The sequence below is a fragment of the Pseudomonas sp. GXM4 genome (genome assembly GCF_008923895.1).
GTDB lineage: Bacteria > Pseudomonadota > Gammaproteobacteria > Pseudomonadales > Pseudomonadaceae > Aquipseudomonas > Aquipseudomonas atacamensis.
Genome location: NZ_WBRZ01000033.1, coordinates 1 through 15,520 on the forward strand (window position 1 = coordinate 1; position 15,520 = coordinate 15,520).

The window sequence follows — 15,520 nt, forward strand, 5'->3', positions numbered from 1 at the left end:
AGTAATCTGCGCTGAAATGCAGATGTTGAAACAGATGCAAAACCCTGTGGGAGCTGGCTTGCCAGCGATAGCGGAGTATCAGACGACAATAATGTTGAATGTGAAGACCCCATCGCGGGCAAGCCCGCTCCCACAGTAGATCTACAGTGTTTGTAGAATTATCGCGGCGGGGAGGCGTAAATGCCTCCCCGGTTCGTTTTTGGAAACCACATGAATATTCTGATCGTTGGGCCCAGTTGGGTCGGTGACATGGTGATGGCGCAGACACTGTTTCAGTGTCTCAAGCAGCGCCACCCGCAATGCGCAATCGACGTGCTGGCGCCTGAATGGAGCCGGCCGATCCTCGAGCGCATGCCCGAAGTGCGCAAGGCCTTGAGCTTCCCGCTCGGCCACGGCGCGCTGGAACTGGCGACGCGCCGACGCATCGGCAAGTCCCTGCGCGGTCAGTACGATCAGGCGATCCTGCTGCCCAACTCGCTGAAATCGGCACTGGTGCCGTTTTTTGCCGGCATTCCGAAACGCACTGGCTGGCGTGGCGAGTTCCGCTATGGCCTGCTCAACGATGTGCGCACTCTCGACAAAGAACGCTACCCGCTGATGATCGAGCGCTTCATGGCGCTGGCCTATGAAGCGAACGCCGAGCTGCCGAAGCCGTACCCGCGCCCGACTCTGCAAATCGACCCGGTGACCCGCGAAGCGGCATTGGCCAAATTCGGCCTGAGCCTTGATCGCCCGGTCCTGGCCCTGTGCCCCGGCGCCGAGTTCGGCGAATCCAAGCGCTGGCCGTCCGAGCACTACGCCAAGGTCGCCGAAGCGCGCATCCGCGAAGGCTGGCAGGTATGGCTGTTCGGCTCGAAAAACGATCACGCGGTCGGCGAAGACATCCGCGCCCGGTTGATCCCAGGCCTGCGCGAAGAATCGGTCAACCTCAGCGGCGGCACCTCGCTGGCCGAGGCCATTGACCTGCTGTCATGCGCTGATTCGGTTGTATCCAACGATTCCGGCCTGATGCACGTCGCTGCGGCATTGAATCGTCCGCTGGTCGCGGTGTACGGCTCGACCTCGCCGGGCTTCACCCCGCCGCTGGCCGAGCAGGTCGAGATCGTGCGCCTGGGCATCGAATGCAGCCCGTGCTTCGATCGAACTTGCCGGTTCGGCCATTACAACTGCCTGCGCCAGCTGATGCCGGACGCGGTCAACGATGCCTTGCAGAAGTTGCAGGGCTCCGTGGTCGAGGTTCATTAACTTGCGGGTATTGCTGATCAAGACTTCATCGCTGGGCGACGTGATTCACGCGTTGCCAGCGCTGACCGACGCCGCACGGGCGATCCCGGGCATCAAGTTCGACTGGGTGGTGGAAGAGGGCTTCGCCGAGATTCCGAGCTGGCACCCGGCGGTCGATAAAGTGATTCCGGTGGCGATCCGCCGCTGGCGCAAGAGTCTGTGGAAAACCATCACCAGCGGCGAGTGGAAACGCTTCAAGCAAAGCGTGCGCGCCAATAAATACGATCTGGTGATCGACGCTCAAGGCCTGCTGAAAAGTGCCTGGCTGACCCGCTACGTCAAAGCCCCGGTGACCGGTCTCGATAAAACCTCCGCGCGCGAGCCGGTGGCTGCGCGCTTCTACAATCGCAAACTCGCTGTCGCGCGAGGCCAGCACGCCGTCGAGCGCGTACGCCAGTTATTCGCCATCGCTCTGGGTTACGACTTGCCCAAAGGCCTCGGCGATTACGGCCTCAACGTCGAGCGACTGGTCGAGTTGCCACGCAAGAACGCTTACGTGGTGTTCCTCCACGGCACCACTTGGGATACCAAGCACTGGCCGGAAATCTACTGGCGCGAGCTGACCGAGCGGGTCGGCTACCTCGGCGTTGGCGTGAAGCTGCCGTGGGGCAACCCGCAGGAAAAGGCCCGCGCCGAACGCATCGCTGCCGGCTTCAAACACGCCGAAGTGCTGCCGAAGCTTAATCTGGCCGGCGTCGGCAAAGTCCTCGCCGGCGCGCAAGCCTGCGTGGCGGTGGACACCGGGCTCGGCCATCTGGCCGCTGCGCTGGATGTACCGACGATTTCGTTGTTCGGCCCGACCAACCCGGGCCTCACCGGCGCCTACGGCAAGCTGCAGATTCATCTGGCCAGCGACTTCCCGTGCGCGCCCTGCATGCAGAAAAAATGTACCTATCAACCGACCGAGCAGGATGCCCGTCAGTTTGACCTGATACGCGAGCAGCCTTTGTGCTTCACGCGTGTGAACCCCGAGCGTGTCGCCAGCCGACTGAGCACGTTGTTAATGGCTGAGGAGTTGCGCTGATGCAATTGGCATTTGTCCTGTACAAATATTTCCCGTTCGGTGGCTTGCAGCGCGACTTCATGCGCATCGCCCTCGAATGCCAGAAGCGCGGCCATCAGATTCGCGTCTACACGCTGATCTGGGAAGGCGACGTGCCGCCGGGTTTCGAGGTGCTGGTGGCGCCGGTCAAGGCGTTCTTCAATCACCGTCGCAATGAAAAGCTCAGCGCGTGGATGGCCGCGGATCTGGCCAAGCGTCCGGTCGATCGCCTGATCGGCTTCAACAAAATGCCGGGCCTTGACGTCTACTACGCCGCCGACGGCTGCTTCGAAGACAAGGCGCAGAACCTGCGGAACTCGCTGTATCGCCGCTGGGGCCGCTATCGCCATTTTGCCGAGTACGAGCGCGCGGTGTTCGCCAAGGACGCGAAGACCGAAGTGCTGATGATTTCCGAAGTGCAGCAACCACTGTTCATCAAGTACTACGACACGCCGCTCGAGCGTTTCCACCTGCTGCCGCCGGGCATTGCCCAGGATCGTCGGCGGCCGGCAGATGCCGATGAGATTCGCGCCGGTTTCCGCGCTGAATTCAATCTCAACGACGACGAGTTGCTGCTGGTGCAGATTGGCTCCGGCTTCAAGACCAAGGGTGTCGATCGCAGCCTCAAGGCGCTGGCCGCGCTGCCGGCCGAGTTGAGAAAACGCACCCGGCTGTTTGTAATCGGCCAGGATGACCCCAAATTGTTCCAGATGCAGAGTGCGACGCTGGGCCTGGGCGACAATGTGACCTTCCTCAAAGGGCGCAGCGATATCCCGCGTTTTCTGCTCGGCGCTGACCTGTTGATTCACCCGGCCTACAACGAAAACACCGGCACCGTGCTGCTTGAAGCGCTGGTGGCCGGGTTGCCGGTGTTGGTCAGTGCGGTCTGCGGTTACGCCCATTACATCGCCGAAGCCGATGCCGGGCGCGTGCTGGACGAGCCGTTCGAGCAGGCGCAGCTGACGCAATACCTGACCGAGATGTTGAGCGACGACGCTGCACGTGCGGCCTGGAGCCGCAACGGTCTGGCCTTCGCCGAGACGGCCGACCTCTACAGCATGCCGCAGCACGCGGCGGATGTGATTCTGGCGGAGCACGCTTAATGAAGTTGATGCTGGCTGAACCGTTCAAAAGCCTTTGGGCCGGACGCGACCCGTTCGCCGAAGTCGAAGGCTTGCAGGGCGAGGTGTACCGCGAGCTGGAAGCGCGCCGGACATTGCGCACGGAAGTCGACGGCCATGGTTTTTTCGTCAAGATCCACCGTGGCATCGGTTGGGGCGAGATCTTCAAGAACCTGCTCACCGCCAAGCTGCCGGTGCTCGGCGCCGGGCAAGAGTGGAAGGCCATCCAGCGCCTTCAGGAAGTTGGCGTGCCGACCATGACCGCCGTCGCCTACGGCGAGAAGGGCAGCAACCCGGCGGATCAGCATTCGTTCATCGTCACCGAAGAGCTGGCGCCGACCATCAGCCTCGAAGACTTCAGCATTGACTGGGTCAAGCAGCCGCCGGAGCCAACACTCAAGCGCGCATTGATTGCCGAAGTCGCGCGGATGACCGGGATGATGCACCGCGCCGGGGTCAATCACCGCGACTGCTACATCTGCCATTTTCTGCTGCACACCGACAAACCGGTCACACCGCAGGATTTCAAACTCTCGGTGATTGACCTGCACCGTGCCCAAACCCGCGCGAAAATCACTCAGCGCTGGCGCAACAAGGATCTGGCGGCGCTGTACTTCTCCGCGCTGGACATCGGCCTGACCCGCCGCGACAAACTGCGTTTCCTCAAGGGCTATTTCCAGCAACCGCTGCGGCAGATTCTGGCAGAAGAGGCGCCACTGCTGAGCTGGCTGCAAGGCAAGGCCGACAAGCTCTACGCGCGCAAACAGCGTTACGGGGATGCGCTCTGATGGCGGGCTGGACACTGGAGCCGCAGTACAGCGACCTCGCCGAAGATTTCGGCAGCCTCGAAGCTGTGTTTGCCTTGCAGGGCGAACGCCTGACCCGCGATCCGCTGTCGGAAGTCGTTCGGGTGCAGCGCGACGGGGTCAATTACTACGTCAAACGCTACGTCGGCGCCGGTAAGGGCCTGCGCCGTTACCTCGGCAAGCCGCGGGTAAAAATGGAATGGCAGAACCTCAAGCGCTTCGCCAAGTGGGGCATTCCCACTGCCGAGGTGGTGGCCTGGGGGCTGGAGCGGCGGGGCGCGGCCTACGATCGGGGTGCGATGATCACCCGTGAGCTGCCCAATACCGAAGACCTCTCGGCACTGGCCGAGCGCAAGGATCCCAAACTCAAGGATCGCGCCTGGGTCGACAATGTCAGTCAGCAATTGGCCGGTTACACCCGGACCATGCACGACCATCGGTTTACGCATAACGATTTGAAATGGCGCAATCTGCTGATCGACGATCAGGCCCGCATCTTCCTCATCGACTGCCCCAACGGCGAATTCTGGCGCGGCTTCTGGCTCAAGTACCGGATCACCAAGGACCTCGCCTGTCTCGACAAACTGGCCAAATATCACCTGTCCAACACCCAGCGCCTGCGCTTCTACAAGCAATATCGCCAGTGTGATCGGCTCGATGTCGCCGACAAGAAACGGATTCGGCACGTGGTGAGATTTTTTGAGGGGCGCGAATGACTGATTTTCTTGCCGAACAGGACCGCGCTCTGCTGGAGCGCCACGGTCTCGGCAATTTCGACGCACTGTGGGCCAAACAGCTTGAAGCAGTGGATGAGCCCAACACTGCCGGTGGCGGCTGGAGCAGCGTGTTCCGCCTGGATCTTGAAGGCCAGGGCTATTACCTCAAGCGCCAAAGCAATTATCTGACCCGAACTTTGCACGCGCCGTTTGGCGAACCGAGCTTTGCCCGCGAATTTCGCAACATCAGCCGTTATCGCAAGTTGGGCATTCCGGCGTTGCAGGCGGCGTTTTTCGGTGAACGCAAGGTCGCCGGGGAAGTGCGCGCCATTCTGCTCACCCGCGCCCTGGATGGCTGGAGCGACCTGGATTCGCTGCTGGCGCGCTGGACGCAGCTCAGTGCCGGGCAGCATTCGGCGATTCTCAAGGCGTGCGGACTGCTGGCGCGGCAGCTGCACGGTGCACGTCAGGTGCATGGCTGTTTCTATCCCAAACATATTTTCCTGCGCGCCACCGGCGACGGCTATGAGGCGCAACTGATCGATCTGGAGAAAACCCGGCCGCTGCTGTTCGGCATGCGAGATCGGGTCAAGGATCTGGAACCGTTGCAACGTCGCGCGCCGCAGTGGAGCGAGGCCGACTTGCGCCAATTGCTTGCGGCTTATCTCGACCAGCCGACTGACAGCTCGCTGCTCGACAGCTGGCTGACCCGACTGACAGCGCGGCGCAGTCACAAGGAGACCCGCTGATGCAATTGTCCGAGCTGGCCCGCTCCGGGCGCGCACCCACACTGCCACTGACCGTGACCCTGGCGGACGCCGCCGGTGCGGCGGATTTACAGTTGCTGAGCTTGCTGCGGGTGTTGCCCGGGCAGCGTTACGTTGGCGCAGGTGTCTGGCGCGGTCGGCCGGTGCTGGCCAAGTTATTGGTCGGCAGCAAAGCTGCGCGGCATTTTCAGCGTGAGCTGCAAGGCGTGCGCTTGCTCGCTGCGCAGGGCATGACGACGCCGCTGTTATTGGCCGATGGGCTGAAGGACGGCGAGGGTGGCTGGCTGCTGTTCGAATTTCTCGAGGGTTCCGAGAGCCTCGGTGATGCCTGGGCCGAGGTCGAGTCTCTGCCGGCGCTGGCCGATGAGCAGACCGCTGTTCTGGCCGAAGCACTGGATGCTATCGGTCGGCTGCACGGCAAAGGGCTCTGGCAGGAAGACTTGCATCTGGACAATCTGCTGCGCCACGGCGGTCAGTTGTACCTGATCGATGGCGCCGGCGTTCGTGCGGAAACGGCGGGGCAGCCCTTGTCCCGGCAGAAAGTGCTGGAAAATCTCGGCGTGTTTTTCGCCCAGTTGCCAAAATCACTCGAACCGTTCACCGAAGAGCTGCTGGTGTACTACCTGCTGAGCAACAGCGAGCATGCGTTGCCGCTGGAGGCGTTGCAAAAACAGATCGACAAGGTGCGCAACTGGCGACTCAGGGATTACCTGATCAAGGTTGGCCGCGACTGCACGTTGTTCGCCGTGCAGCGCGGTGCATTCGCCTTGCGCGCCGTTCGCCGTGAAGAAGAAGCGGCCATGCTGCCGGTGCTTGAGCAGGCTGACGCCTTGCTTGATCAGGGGCACCTGTACAAGACCGGCGGCGCGGCCAGCGTTGGCAGAGTAGAGGCGCACGGCCGCACGCTGGTTATCAAACGCTACAACATCAAGGGCTTTGCCCATTGGCTCAAGCGCTTCTGGCGCCCGAGCCGTGCCTGGCATTCGTGGCGTGAGGGCAATCGCCTGGCGTTCCTTGGCATCGCCACGCCGAAACCGCTGGCGATACTGGAAAAGCGTTTCCTTTGGCTGCGTCGCAGTGCCTATCTGGTGACCGAATTCCTGCCGGGACCAGACATCATCGAGCGCTTTGCACCCTACGTTGAGAGCGGTCAGGCGCCGGAAGCCGAGTTGCAGGCGCTGGATCAACTGTTTGCCCGATTGATCGCCGAGCGCATCAGTCATGGCGATTTCAAGGGGCATAACCTGTTCTGGCAGACGGATCGCTGGGCGCTGATCGACCTCGACTCGATGTGTCAGCACGGCTCTGTCAGTAGCTTTGCTCCGGCCTACGCCCGTGATCGTGCGCGCTTCATGCGCAACTGGCCGCAAGACAGCGCGTTGTATCGGGTCATTGATGAGCGGCTGCCGAAAGAAGTCTCAAGCGCGGGGTGATTCAGTTTCGCGGGCAGGCTCGTTCTTGCAATGGGCCCGGTTCACTGTGGGGTTGAGTCTGTTGGCAGTAACGGACAAAACACAGCGACTTGTCCTACAGCATCTCCAGAATCCATGAACTGTGCCCGGCTCGGCCTCGATGCTAATTTGCCTGACGATTCTGGAGGGCGAATCTTGAGCATGAAAAAAATGGTGACGCTGAGCGTTCTTTTCTGGGTTCTCTCAGGCTGTGGCAGTGTCTCAACCGTGTTACAGGCCGACGCCGATGCTGCCCGCGACTTGCGCAAAAAGAAGACCTACTGCCAGTCGATTCCGCGCATCTACAGTGGCGTGGCCTTCGATTTTTGCACTTTGAATGCACCGCCCGATCCTGCGGGTATGCTGGCGCCGTTTGTGTTGTTCGATCTTCCGCTGTCGGCCGTGTTCGATACGCTTTCGCTGCCTTACACGGTCTATCGGCAGATTACCGATTCAAATCTGAGTATTTACTGGCGCAAAGACGGCTATTGAGTCGTTGAACCTGTTGATTCGGACCAATCGTGCAGGTGGTGATTCGCACAGGGTAATTCCCGTCATGTTTACGCTATAATCCCGCCCTTTAGCTGTCACTCGCCCTGTGCGAGGGCACATCAATTTTCAAGGCGCATCGCGCCTGCATGCAGACTAAAGAGGCTAGACCCCTGTGGCATTGACGATTCTTGGCCTGTCCGGCGCCCTTAGCCATGATCCCTCCGCAGCCTTGTACGTCGACGGCAAGCTGGTCGCGGCGGCTGAGGAAGAGCGCTTCGTACGCGATAAACATGCAAAGAACCGCATGCCCTACGAATCGGCGAAATTCTGCCTCGAGCAGGCCGGTATCAAACCTTCCGACGTTGACGTGGTGGCGATTCCTTTCGCTCCGATCAGCCTGTTCGGCAAGGCCCGCTGGCACTACGCCAAGCGCTACTGGTATGCCCCTGATCGCGCACTCGATGCCATCTTGATGGGCAACCGTCGCTACAAGCGCTATCGCAACAAGATCGTCTGGTGCCTCGAGCAACTGGGCTTCGATCCGAAGAAAATCAAGATCGAGCCGGTCGAGCATCACCTGGCTCACGCCTCCAGCGCCTATCACTGCTCGGGTTTCAAAGAGAAAACCGCGATCCTCGGCATCGACGGCAAGGGTGAATACGCCACGACCTTCTTCGGCTACGGCGAAAACGGCAAGATCCACAAGATCAAGGAATTCTTCGATCCGGACTCCCTTGGTGGTCTGTACGGCGCGATCACCGAGTTCCTCGGTTTCGAAATGCTCGACGGCGAGTTCAAGGTCATGGGCATGGCGCCGTACGGCGACGCCAGCAAGTATGATTTCTCGCGTCTGGCCTCGTTCGAGAATGGCGAACTGGTGATCAATACCGACTACGCCAACGTCATCGGCCTGCGTCGCTATAAAGAGAAGGGCAAAGGCTTCTACTTCTCGCCGAAGCTGATCGAGTGGCTGGGTCCGAAGCGCGAAGGCGACATCGCCGACGAGCCTTACATCCACTACGCCGCGAGCATGCAAGCGCTGTTCGAGAAGCTGGCGTTGCAGATGATCGACTACTACCTGGGCGACGTGCTCAAGGAAACCGGCAAGCTGGCTTTCGCCGGCGGCTGTGCGTTGAACGTCAAGCTGAACCAGAAAATCATCGCCCGCGACGACATCAAAGAGCTGTTCGTACAGCCTGCGTCCGGCGATGCCGGCACCGCAGTCGGCGCTGCCGCTTACGTGTCGCACGCCCGTGGCGTGCCGGTCGAGAAGATGGAACACGTCTACCTCGGCCCGTCTTATAGCAACGAAGATGTGATTGCTGCGTGTGCCCGCCACGAGAACAAGCCGACCTGGCGCAAGCTCGACAACATGCCCGAGCAGATCGCCAAAATCATGGTCGATGGCAACCCGGTAGCCTGGTTCCAGGGCCGCATGGAATTCGGCCCGCGGGCGCTGGGTGGCCGTTCGATCATCGGTTGCCCGAGCGTGGCCGGTGTCGCCGACCGCATCAACCACCAGATCAAGTTCCGCGAGCGTTGGAGGCCTTTCTGCCCGTCGATGCTCGACACCGTCGCGCCGCAGATGATCAAGATCGATCACCCGGCGCCGTTCATGACTTTCACCTTCGAAGTCGCCGAAGAATGGAAAACCCGCGTGCCGGAAGTTGTCCATGAAGACGGCACTTCCCGGGCCCAGGTGCTCAAGCGCGAATACAATCCGCGCTACTACGACATGATGAAGGCGCTGGAAAACCTCACCGGTAACGGCGTGTCGCTGAACACTTCGCTCAACCGTCGTGGCGAGCCGATGATCTGCTCGCCGACCGACGCCCTGAACATGTTTTTCGGCTCGGACCTGCAATATCTGATCATGGAAGATATTCTTGTCGTCAAAGAGGGCGTGCAAGGAAACGGTCTTGACTGAAACACTCATCAGCGTCGTGATTCCCGCGTACAACTACGCCCATTTGCTGCCTCGGGCTGTGGAGTCGGTGTTGGTGCAGTTGCACGAAGCGACGGCGGATCTGCTGGTTATTGATGACGGTTCCACTGACGCGACGCCTGAGGTGATACAAGCTTTGCTGGCCGGACATGCCGGGCGTTTTCGTGCCATACGCCAAAGCAATGGCGGGCTGTCTTCAGTGCGCAATCGCGGGATCGAGGAAGCCACCGGACAATTTCTGATTTTTCTCGATGCAGATGACGAGATGGCTCCCGGTGCTCTTGGGGCGCTATCGCAACACATCGCCAGTCATCCTGACACGCGGATGATCATCGGCGCCCATTGGTCGATCTTCTCCGGTGGCAAGCGCAGCCTGCAGCCTGTCAAACCGTTGCCAGCCACGGTGCGACAGCGGGTCAGGGGCTATTTGCTGGACAAGACGGTGTCGATCTCAAATGGTGCCTGTGCAATGCATCGTGAGGTATTCGCGCCGGGCAACTATCCCGAGCATCTGCGCAACGTTGAAGATTTGCCGGTATTCGCTCAAGTGCTGGCGCGCTTTCCCTGCACGGTGGTCGAGCAGCCACTGGCGCTCATTTACAAGCACGCCGACAGCATGCGCCATGATCTGCGCCAGAGCCTGGCAGCGGGTACCGAGCAGGTGGTTGCTGAAGTTTTTTCCAGTCAACGGATGCCGCAAGAGTTCCATGATTTGCGCCAGGCTTATCTGGCGCAGCGTTGTCTGTCGTTGTTCCGCGATTGCTACTCCCATGGCGAATATGCATTAGCGAAAACGTTCTATATGCAAGCGTTACGCGCCGACTGGCGCATCCTCGGGCGCTGGTCATACATGCGCAAAGCCTTGCGTCTGCTGTTCAAATAAAGCGATCGTTGTTTTTTTGCGTACCTGTGGCGCGTGATGTTGAGGGGGCTGGGTGAAAGGTACGGATAGTAAATGGGCGGTCAAGGCAGCTCGGGTAATCGATGAGCGACCGGTCAGTGTCGCGTTCTGGGCAAGCATTCTCCTTTCATTGATCGCCGTGTTGGGTACCGCAACGGTCGGTCGCGATGCCGCTCTGTACATCGATATCGCCCATCAGGTTGTCTTGCACGGGGCCGACGTGGCCTGGACGCATTTCGACTGGCCGTGGTTCTCCATTCTTCTGGCTCTGACCCATCGCTTCCTGCTTTTGCCGCTGGAGTTGAGCGCCTATCTCTGGTGCGGTCTGTTTTTTGCCGGCACCAGTGCCTTGATGGTCGATTGTATCCGTCGACGCTCTCCCGAGCTTGCCGGCTGGGCGTGCCTGATTGTGCTGGCGATGCCAGCGGTCAATGCGTTTCGGAATGACATCATCCGCGAATGCGGTTTCTGGTTTTTCTGCACGCTGGCGTTATGGCAGGCGTTGCGTTGGCAAGCCCTGGGCGGCTGGATCAGGGCGTGTCTGATCCACTTGGCGATCGTGGCTGCTGCGCTGTTCCGGCTGGAGGCATTGCTGTTATTGCCGGCGCTCGGGCTGTGGCAATTGCCGGGTCTGTGGCGCTCTGGCCCGCTCACTCGTCTGCTGCAGTTTGCTCTGTTGCCGGCAATAGGGCTGCTGGTTGCATCGGCCTTCGGTTTTTTCATGTCGGCGCGCTTCCTTCTGTACCTGGACATGATTGCACCGCAGGGCGTCTACGAGTCGTTTCAGATGCTGTCCGAACAGTTCGGCAACTCGCTGATCAACAAGTATTCCCAGGATGAAGCCGGGCGCATCGTGTTCTTTGGCCTGCTGGCGACGATGACGATCACATTCGTCAAGCTGATGGGGCCGTTCGCTGTGCCCTTCATCCTGCGTCGCAACTGGGGCGTATTGGGTGTTTATTGGCGTGACTATCGTCCTTTCGCCTGGGCGGCGCTGCTGTATCTCATTGTGCTGATGCTGTTTTTCATCAAGCAGCAATTCATGAACGCCCGGTATCTGAGTTTCCTGAATTTGCTTTTCGTACCGGTACTGGCGATGGCGCTGGCGGCATTTGCCCAGCAGTTTCCGCGCTGGACCAAAGTCCTGGTCGTGGCAGCGTTGCTGGTGATGCTGTCAAATGTGATCTCCACGGGTGCAGGCAAGACCCATTACGTGGCTGCCGGGCGCTGGGTGTCTGCGCACGTCGAACCTGATACCAGCGCATGGTTCGAAGATGGTCGCATCAGCTATTACGCCGGGCGTGGTTATGTATTGCCGACGCTCACACGTGAACAGGCCATGTCACCGGATCACGCCGATGAATATCGCTATTTCCTGATCGAGGGGAAAGGTGATGAACCGTGGCTGGGCGAATGGCTGGTGGCGCACAAGATGCGCATCATCGAGCGCTTCGCCAATCGCAAGGGTGCAACGATTCTGGTGATAGGCAAGTAAGGCTCAATCGAGGAGCAGGCGCAGGCGTTCCATCAGCGCAGCTTGTCGCTTGCTCGGCAACGCCTGGCGATAACTTTCTAGAAAGGTTTTCCCGGCATCGCCGCCGAGCAGCCATTGCCGGTCTTGTTTGTAGCGCAGCAAATGGGCAAAGTTGCGCAGTCGCTTGCTGTCGCTCAGGGCGCGCCTCTGGCAGCGCAGGTCGGCGATGTCGATCAATCCGAGCTGATTCTGCGGCGTCTGCACGACATTGCCGAAGTGCAGGGACCGGAAGTACACGCCTTTTTCGTGCAGTTGCGCAATAAATGCCCCCAACTGACTGCGCAACGTCTCGGATTCTTCGGGCGTGCCCTGCAATTGCCGTACGGTTTCGCCCGCCAGCGGTGCGTAATACACGCCATCGCGCTGAATGCTTGGAATGCGATAAACCGCGATCACGTTCGGACAGAGGATGCCGCGCTGCTGCAACGCCTTGGTGTTGTTGGCGAAGCGCTGGGCGTAGGGAAAGAACAGCGCCGAACTCAGCAGGCGTTTGCGGCGGAACAGCTTGAGCATGCGACCGTCGGCCAACCTGAGCACCTTGTCGCCGGAACCGTCGGCTTCGAGTACCTGAGCACCCTTGCGCAGTGCCTCGTAAGTGCTGTGATCAATCGATTGCATGCCTGACTCCCCATCGTGAGCCGCCTATCTTAACCGACTTGGCCAAAGGCTGGCGCCCGGTGATGTTGATCGGCGCAAAAGGGCCTGTGATATCATCGCCGCCTCACTGATTTACGCGGATTCCCATGAGCAGTCCTGAACCGAAAGCCCAGTCAACGCTGGCGATCTATTTCCGCCTTTTGGCTTACGTGCGTCCTTACGCCGGCCTGTTCATCCTGAGTATCGTCGGCTTCCTTATCTTCGCATCGACCCAGCCGATGCTTGCCTACATCCTCAAATATTTCGTCGACGGCCTGGCCAATCCTGAGGCCAGCCTGTTTCCCGGCAATCCTTATCTGGGCAAGTTGCAATTGCTCGAAAGCGTGCCGTTGCTGATCGTGCTGATTGCCGTGTGGCAAGGCGTCGGTTCGTACCTGGGCAACTACTTTCTGGCGCGGGTTTCCCTGGGGCTGGTGCATGACTTGCGTGTGGTGCTGTTCAATAAATTGCTGGATCTGCCCAACAGTTATTTCGACAGGAACAACTCCGGCCACCTGATCTCACGTATCACCTTCAACGTGACCATGGTCACCGGAGCCGCCACCGACGCGATCAAAGTGGTGATCCGCGAAGGAATGACGGTGATTTTCCTGTTCTGCACCCTGTTGTGGATGAACTGGAAGCTGACGTTGGTGATGGTCGCCATCCTGCCGGTGATCGGTCTGATGGTGAACAGCACCAGCAAGAAATTCCGCAAACAGAGCAAAAAGATTCAGGTCTCGATGGGCAACGTCACGCATGTGGCATCAGAGACGATTCATGGTTACCGTGTGGTGCGCAGCTTTGGTGGCGAAACCTATGAAAAGGTCCGCTTCCGTGACGCCAGTCAGAGCAACACCGACAAGCAACTGACCATGACCAAGACCGGCGCGGTGTATACACCGATGCTGCAATTGGTGACGTATAGCGCCATGGCGGTGGTGATGTTTCTGGTCCTGTACCTTCGTGGTGATGCATCGCCTGGTGATCTGGTGGCCTACATCACCATGGCCGGCCTGCTGCCAAAACCGATTCGTCAGCTCTCTGAAGTCAGCTCCACAATCCAGAAGGGTGTGGCAGGTGCGGAGAGTATTTTTGAACAGCTGGACGAGCCAGCAGAAGTTGATCGGGGCACGGTCGAGCGCGACCGTCTCCAAGGTCGTCTCGAGGTGCGCAACCTCAGCTTCAGCTATCCGAACAGCGAGAAAAAGGTTCTTGATGACATCAGTTTTGTTGTTGAGCCAGGACAGATGGTCGCGCTGGTCGGCCGTTCCGGCAGTGGCAAATCCACCTTGGCCGGCCTGATTCCGCGCTTCTATCAGCACGAGCAGGAACATGGGCAGATTCTGCTCGATGATGTGCAGGTACAGGACCTGACCCTGCGCAGCCTGCGTCGGCAGATTGCCCTGGTGACGCAACAGGTCACGCTGTTCAACGACACGGTGACCAACAACATCGCTTACGGCGACCTGGCCGGGGCGCCGTTCGACGAGGTCAAACGCGCGGCCACCGAAGCCTACGCCGATGAATTCATCATCAAGATGCCGCAGGGCTATGAAACCCTGGTCGGCGAAAATGGTGTGTTGCTGTCCGGTGGTCAGCGTCAGCGCATCGCCATCGCACGTGCATTGCTCAAGGACGCGCCGCTGTTGATTCTCGATGAGGCCACGTCGGCCCTCGATACGGAATCGGAACGGCATATCCAGGCGGCTCTCGATCATGTGGTGCAGAACCGCACGACGCTGGTCATCGCTCACCGTTTGAGCACCATCGAAAAGGCCGACCTCATTCTGGTCATGGACGAAGGCAAGATCGTCGAGCGCGGCACCCATACCCAGCTCCTGGCGCAAAATGGCTATTACGCACGCTTGCACGCGAAGGAGTTCGAGGAAGGCGACGAGCCGCAACCGACCCATGTGACCGACCTATGCTGACGGCGTTTCGCGCTTGGCGGGAGCGCGGCTGGAGCGAGATTGATCAGGCAGCCTACGCACAGGCCTGGCAGCGATTTGGTGGCAGTTTTGCAACTCATCCTGAAGTGGTGGAGCGGCTTTCGGCGTTGGTCGGCATCAAGCTGCACTACCTGGGCTGGGTCGTCGATGGCGAAGTCGTCGCGGCTGTTGCTTGCTGGGGCAGGCACGCCGCGCTGTCCAAGGAAGTGCTCAAACGCGAAGGCAAGCGCGGGCTGCTGGACATGGGCAACGCTGAATTGATTCTGCCGATTGCCCCGGATGTCGTGGTTCCGGTGCGTCAGCGCATGGCCTATGTCTCGCAGCTCAACGCCGAGCAGATCAGCACTCTGCGCGCTCAGCCCGAAGGGCTGGCACTGGCGCGGCTGCCTGAGGATTATTCGAAGAAATTTCGCTACAACCAGCGTCGCGAACAACGCCTGCTGGAAGAGGCGGGTGGTGCGCTGATTCCGATGTCCGACTTGACGCCGCAAGAGCAGGCCGCCGCTTATGGTGATCTGTTCCAGCGCCGCTGGGGTTTCGAGGTGCCTGGGAAGGCCGGGCTGATCGAAGTCTTCACTCTCTTGCGCGAGTTCATGACCGGCTCGGTGGTGATGCTTGAATCGGCGCCAGTGGCGATCCAGATTCTTTACCGTGTCGAAGCGCCGCAATGGGTATCGCTGGAATACGTCAACGGTGGTGTCGACCCGCAAAGCCGCGAGTTCAGTCCCGGCAGCGTGTTGAGTTTCGTCAACACCCAGCAGGCGTGGGCGGATGCTCAGGCACTGGGCAAGACACTCCGCTATTCGTTCGGCCGTGCCGACCGCGAATACAAGGATCGCTGGTGCCACACGGTGCCCGTCTACAAGGTCTGAA

General features: G+C 59.9%; 14 protein-coding genes. 13 read left to right on the forward strand and 1 reads right to left on the reverse strand.

Annotation, left to right across the window (positions count from 1 at the left end; all coding sequences use genetic code 11):
- The first annotated feature begins 210 nt into the window (after positions 1 to 210).
- The 11 genes from waaF to F8N49_RS07375 all read left to right on the forward strand — a co-directional run bounded on the left by waaF (position 211) and on the right by F8N49_RS07375 (position 12,020).
- On the forward strand, positions 211 to 1,245 hold the full coding sequence (gene waaF, locus F8N49_RS07325; RefSeq protein ID WP_122748011.1) for a lipopolysaccharide heptosyltransferase II: 1,035 nt from the start codon (positions 211 to 213) through the stop codon (positions 1,243 to 1,245).
- 1 nt (position 1,246) lies between these two features.
- The gene (gene waaC / locus F8N49_RS07330; protein WP_071174196.1) at positions 1,247 to 2,308 is read left to right on the forward strand and encodes a lipopolysaccharide heptosyltransferase I; all 1,062 of its coding nucleotides are present in this window, start codon (positions 1,247 to 1,249) and stop codon (positions 2,306 to 2,308) included.
- Complete coding sequence (locus F8N49_RS07335; protein WP_071174197.1) at positions 2,308 to 3,429, forward strand: glycosyltransferase family 4 protein; 1,122 nt, start codon at positions 2,308 to 2,310, stop codon at positions 3,427 to 3,429. The genes waaC and F8N49_RS07335 overlap by 1 nt, the downstream gene beginning before the upstream one ends.
- Entirely contained in the window at positions 3,429 to 4,235 is an 807-nt protein-coding gene (gene rfaP / locus F8N49_RS07340; protein ID WP_122748013.1) for a lipopolysaccharide core heptose(I) kinase RfaP, read from the forward strand. The genes F8N49_RS07335 and rfaP overlap by 1 nt, the downstream gene beginning before the upstream one ends.
- Positions 4,235 to 4,969 carry a lipopolysaccharide kinase InaA family protein gene (locus tag F8N49_RS07345; RefSeq protein ID WP_071174199.1) on the forward strand — a complete coding sequence of 245 codons (735 nt, stop codon included), beginning with the start codon at positions 4,235 to 4,237 and terminating at the stop codon, positions 4,967 to 4,969. Before rfaP ends, F8N49_RS07345 begins: the two co-directional genes overlap by 1 nt.
- Positions 4,966 to 5,718: a lipopolysaccharide kinase InaA family protein gene (locus tag F8N49_RS07350; RefSeq protein WP_071174200.1), complete on the forward strand. Its 753-nt coding sequence runs from the start codon at positions 4,966 to 4,968 to the stop codon at positions 5,716 to 5,718. Before F8N49_RS07345 ends, F8N49_RS07350 begins: the two co-directional genes overlap by 4 nt.
- A complete protein-coding gene (locus tag F8N49_RS07355; protein WP_071174201.1) occupies positions 5,718 to 7,169 on the forward strand; it encodes a lipopolysaccharide kinase InaA family protein in 1,452 nt (483 codons plus the stop codon). The genes F8N49_RS07350 and F8N49_RS07355 overlap by 1 nt, the downstream gene beginning before the upstream one ends.
- 180 nt (positions 7,170 to 7,349) lie before the next feature.
- Complete coding sequence (locus F8N49_RS07360) at positions 7,350 to 7,679, forward strand: YceK/YidQ family lipoprotein (RefSeq protein ID WP_177180918.1); 330 nt, start codon at positions 7,350 to 7,352, stop codon at positions 7,677 to 7,679.
- A 172-nt stretch (positions 7,680 to 7,851) separates the two neighbouring features.
- The gene (locus F8N49_RS07365) at positions 7,852 to 9,606 is read left to right on the forward strand and encodes a carbamoyltransferase (protein WP_071174203.1); all 1,755 of its coding nucleotides are present in this window, start codon (positions 7,852 to 7,854) and stop codon (positions 9,604 to 9,606) included.
- Positions 9,599 to 10,507 (forward strand): glycosyltransferase family A protein, encoded by a 909-nt coding sequence (locus F8N49_RS07370; RefSeq protein ID WP_071174204.1) that lies wholly within the window; start codon positions 9,599 to 9,601, stop codon positions 10,505 to 10,507. Before F8N49_RS07365 ends, F8N49_RS07370 begins: the two co-directional genes overlap by 8 nt.
- Before the next feature lie 52 nt (positions 10,508 to 10,559).
- Complete coding sequence (locus F8N49_RS07375) at positions 10,560 to 12,020, forward strand: hypothetical protein (protein ID WP_071174205.1); 1,461 nt, start codon at positions 10,560 to 10,562, stop codon at positions 12,018 to 12,020.
- A gap of 3 nt (positions 12,021 to 12,023) precedes the next feature.
- Here F8N49_RS07375 and F8N49_RS07380 read toward each other — a convergent pair whose 3' ends face one another.
- A complete protein-coding gene (locus F8N49_RS07380) occupies positions 12,024 to 12,677 on the reverse strand; it encodes a lipopolysaccharide kinase InaA family protein (protein ID WP_122748016.1) in 654 nt (217 codons plus the stop codon).
- Between the two features lie 125 nt (positions 12,678 to 12,802).
- Here F8N49_RS07380 and msbA point away from each other — a divergent pair, with 125 nt between their 5' ends.
- Together msbA and F8N49_RS07390 are read left to right on the forward strand one after the other, a co-directional pair.
- The gene (gene msbA, locus F8N49_RS07385; protein ID WP_071174207.1) at positions 12,803 to 14,629 is read left to right on the forward strand and encodes a lipid A export permease/ATP-binding protein MsbA; all 1,827 of its coding nucleotides are present in this window, start codon (positions 12,803 to 12,805) and stop codon (positions 14,627 to 14,629) included.
- The gene (locus F8N49_RS07390; protein WP_122699814.1) at positions 14,623 to 15,519 is read left to right on the forward strand and encodes a GNAT family N-acetyltransferase; all 897 of its coding nucleotides are present in this window, start codon (positions 14,623 to 14,625) and stop codon (positions 15,517 to 15,519) included. Before msbA ends, F8N49_RS07390 begins: the two co-directional genes overlap by 7 nt.
- Position 15,520 lies beyond the last annotated feature (1 nt).